At 69.5% G+C, this 3,333-nt stretch carries 7 protein-coding genes; all 7 read right to left on the bottom strand.

Annotated elements, in window-relative coordinates; translation table 11 throughout:
* The coding region (locus ACWF94_RS36940) for a hypothetical protein (RefSeq protein WP_453499040.1) at nucleotides 1-552 on the bottom strand (552 nt) is incomplete at its 3' end.
* A 159-nt stretch (nucleotides 553-711) separates the two neighbouring features.
* Nucleotides 712-1,260, bottom strand: a complete 549-nt coding sequence (locus tag ACWF94_RS36935; RefSeq protein ID WP_453499038.1) for a hypothetical protein — start codon at nucleotides 1,258-1,260, stop codon at nucleotides 712-714.
* Complete coding sequence (locus ACWF94_RS36930) at nucleotides 1,257-1,874, bottom strand: hypothetical protein (protein ID WP_453499036.1); 618 nt, start codon at nucleotides 1,872-1,874, stop codon at nucleotides 1,257-1,259. The genes ACWF94_RS36935 and ACWF94_RS36930 overlap by 4 nt, the downstream gene beginning before the upstream one ends.
* Nucleotides 1,875-1,888: 14 nt before the next feature.
* Entirely contained in the window at nucleotides 1,889-2,143 is a 255-nt protein-coding gene (locus ACWF94_RS36925) for a hypothetical protein (RefSeq protein ID WP_453499034.1), read from the bottom strand.
* Between the two features lie 18 nt (nucleotides 2,144-2,161).
* The gene (gene ssb, locus ACWF94_RS36920) at nucleotides 2,162-2,668 is read right to left on the bottom strand and encodes a single-stranded DNA-binding protein (protein WP_453499032.1); all 507 of its coding nucleotides are present in this window, start codon (nucleotides 2,666-2,668) and stop codon (nucleotides 2,162-2,164) included.
* A 138-nt stretch (nucleotides 2,669-2,806) separates the two neighbouring features.
* Nucleotides 2,807-2,950: a hypothetical protein gene (locus ACWF94_RS36915; RefSeq protein WP_453499030.1), complete on the bottom strand. Its 144-nt coding sequence runs from the start codon at nucleotides 2,948-2,950 to the stop codon at nucleotides 2,807-2,809.
* Nucleotides 2,947-3,174: a response regulator transcription factor gene (locus ACWF94_RS36910; RefSeq protein ID WP_453499028.1), complete on the bottom strand. Its 228-nt coding sequence runs from the start codon at nucleotides 3,172-3,174 to the stop codon at nucleotides 2,947-2,949. The genes ACWF94_RS36915 and ACWF94_RS36910 overlap by 4 nt, the downstream gene beginning before the upstream one ends.
* Nucleotides 3,175-3,333: the final 159 nt, after the last annotated feature.

Genomic DNA, 3,333 nt, shown 5'->3' with positions numbered 1-3,333 from the left:
GGCGATGGGGGTGTCCGCGTGGATGACGGCTCCGGCCGTCGCGGGCGCCGCCGGGAGTTCCTCGTCGTCGTGGACGAGACGCCAGCGGTTGGCCGTACGGTCCCACTCGATGTGCTCGTCGCCGGAGGAGTTGGAGATGTGGCCGTCTGGCTCGACATGGAACGGGATCTCGGCGTCGACGAGGGCGTTGAGTCCGTCGACGGCGCGTTCCCAGGGGCCGGCCTCGGGGAGGTTGGTCGCGGCGCGGGCGGCGGTGTTGTGGCCGCTGGTGGCGGTGAGGAGCTGCTCGCCAAGGGCGACGACCGTACGGTGCTCCTGGTCGGCCTGCTTGCGCCAGCGGTCGGCACCGCGGAGGGCGCGGGTGAGACGGCGCTGAAGAGCCCACTTCTCACGCAGATGCCGGGAGCGCTCGCGGACGACGGCGGCGTAGGCAGGGATGAGCTGCTGCTCGAATTCGCGGAGTTGGCGGATGGTGGCGTGGTGGGCGTCGATCTCGTCGCGGAGGTCCTGCTCCGACTGGCGGAGGCGGCGCTGGGTGGTGAGTCCGAACATGGTGTGCTCCAGGCGGTTGCCCGGGGGGCGGGCCCACTGGCTGGGCCCCAAGTCCGGTCGTACGGGCGGGTCAGCGGCGGATGCCGAGGAACCTGTCGAGGGCGCGGCGCACGCGCCTCGGGAGGCCGAGGTACAGGCGGACGAACAGCGGGTCGTTCATCAGCGGCTGCGGGCGACGCTGTCGAGGTACTGGGCCATGACGAGGTTGTGGCGGGCGTCGGCGATAGCGTTGTGATGCCCGTCGGCCTGCCGGGGCAGGTCAGCCGGGGTGAGGCCGAGGCGCTTGGCCTCGGTGACCAGGTCGTCGGTCTGCATGGGCAGGCCGGCGGGGAGCTGGGACATGGGGCCGTAGAGCTGGGCGTAGGCGACGTGGTCGTACGCGGCGTAGTAGGCCCAGAGGTCGGGGTTGGGGGTTGCGCGGATGAAGTCCTGGACGAGGCGGGCGATCTGGGCGCGGGGCCGGACTGTGGGGTGCGCGAGGTCGAGTCGGTCGATGCCGCGAATTCGGTGCTGGCCGTGTGGGTTCTTGACGATGGGCAGGCTGGGCCAGACGTTCGCCATGAGCCAGCCGTGACGGCGGACCGCGGCCTGGTCGAACTCCGAGCTGACGGCGTACAGCTCGCGGCCGTCCTCAGCGACCATACCGATGCTGATCAGATCAATCGTGCGGCCGTCGTCGAGGAACTCGGTGTCATAGAAGATCTTCACGGCTGCTCCTCGGTCGTGTCGAACTTGGCGAGAACGGCAGCGAACTTGTCCCGCTCGGCGATGTACTGCTCGACGTACTCGGCGTGGCCGTGAGCGGTCCAAGTGTCGATGTGATCCTGGGCCTCCCTCATGCCACGCCGACACTCCTCGGCGATGGCGGCCGGGGTGGCCCAGGTGTCGTCTGAGATCAGCGACCGACCCTCGTGGATGTGGTGCCAGACGTGTGTGTACACGGTGTGGAGACTCATGTCCGCCTGCCGGTCGTAGAAGGCAGCCTTGTAGCAGACTCCGACGCGGCGGCGGCCGAGCTGGTCAACGAGGTACGACCACATCGGATGGTCGGATGCCTCGCGCGTCCAGCCTTCGGGGAGAGTCGCGGGCGCGAAGAGCGGATCCTGCGGGTCCGGGTCACCGAAGGTGAACCCGAGCTTTTCGAAGTCGGCCCGCTGGTTGTCTCGCACGACGGGGAGCCGGTCGGAGGCAACGAGCTGTGCTTGTCCCGCGCGCTCCTGGTCGGCGATGTACTGGTCGCTGCCCCCGGGGGACAGGGAAGCGGCGAGGTAGCCGAGCGTCTCCTCAGGTTCCTGAGACTTCTGGGTGGTGTTCTCGATCACGAGGTCAGTGCTCCTCAGTCGCAGTCGTGGGTGTCGATGTAGCCGCTCGTTCCGCCGAGCCCAGAGTTCGGCTTGGCAGGCTTCGCGGGACGCGGGGGTGCCGGCCGGGGTGGTGACGGTCGGCCGATGACGGCGGCCTCCATCACGACCGGCGCGGTCTGAGACGACGGCGTCGGCGTGGCGCGCTCGTCGCACTCGGTGCTGCTCTCGCAGGCGGTGACCAGTGCCACGACCGTGACGAGGACGGCGAGCAGGGCGAGGGGTCTCATGAGGGTGCTCCGGGGTGTCTAGAACGGGGGTTCGTTGCTGAAGCCGGACGCCTGGTCGACGGCCCAGGGGTCGTCCGCCGGGGGCGCGCTGGGCCGGGTGCGCTGGGCCTGGTTCTGCTGAGGGCGTGAGGTGCTCTGCGCGGGCCGCTGACCGCCGTTCTGGCTGGCAGCGTCCTTGGAGACCTGTGCCACGGAGAACGCGAGCGACGGGCCGATAGAGCGGATCAGGAGCGCCGGGCGCTGATGCTTCTGGCCGTCCTTCTCCCAGGACTCCGTCCGCAGCTCACCCGTGACGATGACCTCCACGCCCTTGGCGAAGGTCTCGGTGATGTTCTCGGCCAGGCGCTCCCAGGCGGTGCCGCGTACGAAGAAGACGTCGCCGTCCTCCCACTCGTTCGTCTGCTTGTTCAGACGCCGAGAGTTGAACGCGAGTGAGACCGAGCACACGGCCTTACCGGACGAGGTGAAGCGCAGCTCGGGGTCGGCAGTGAGGCGGCCGACGCCGGTCATGGTGGGCAGCGACAAGGGGTTCTCCTTATGTGTGGAACCGGCGGTAACCGGTTCCGGCGGGTGGTGGTTATCGGGGGTGGATGGGTTGCTATCGGCGTGCCATGTCGGCGTCGGCCTGGATCGCGGCGTCTCGGGCGGCGAGGGGCGTGTAGGTCATCGACTGCGTCCTTTCTGGGTGGTGGCGATGTGGTGCCAGATCGCGGCGGTGACGAGGTACATGGCGGCGGCCATCAGATCGCCGCTAAAGGCGTGGGCGATGGTCGCGAGGTAGAAGAAGCAGGCGACGGCGGTGGTCATCGGCCTGCGTCCTGGTCGGTGGTGAGGATGCCGGTGCGCAGGCAGATGGCGACGGCGTGCGCACGGTCGCGGGCGTTCAAGACGCGGCTGATGCGCCGGAGGTGCGATTTGACGGTGGCTGGCTTGAGGCCGAGGGTGTCGCCGATCTGCTGGTTGGACTGGCCTTGGGCGACGAGGCCGACGACCTGGACTTCGCGCGGGGACAGTGGGCGGGGCGTGGTCATCGGCGGTTCCTGTGGTTGCGGTGGTCGTCGAGTCGGGTGACGCCGACGAGGGGGAGTTGCTCCTGGCGGGCGGGGCAGGTGGCGACGTGCGGGGTGTGGAGGCGCTCACAGCCGGTGAGCGGCAGCTCCGGGGTGGGGCGGCGGGAGCGCCAGGCGCCG

Source organism: Streptomyces sp. NPDC055078, from assembly GCF_053607985.1.
Note: the sequence above shows the minus strand (reverse complement) of the source record. Positions and strands in the feature narration are given on the sequence as shown.

Coding starts and splice junctions, on each gene's coding strand:
- ACWF94_RS36910 (WP_453499028.1), bottom strand. CDS start 3,174: ATGACCACGCCCCGCCCACTGTCCCCGCGCGAAGTCCAGGTCGTCGGC.
- ACWF94_RS36915 (WP_453499030.1), bottom strand. CDS start 2,950: ATGACCACCGCCGTCGCCTGCTTCTTCTACCTCGCGACCATCGCCCAC.
- ACWF94_RS36925 (WP_453499034.1), bottom strand. CDS start 2,143: ATGAGACCCCTCGCCCTGCTCGCCGTCCTCGTCACGGTCGTGGCACTG.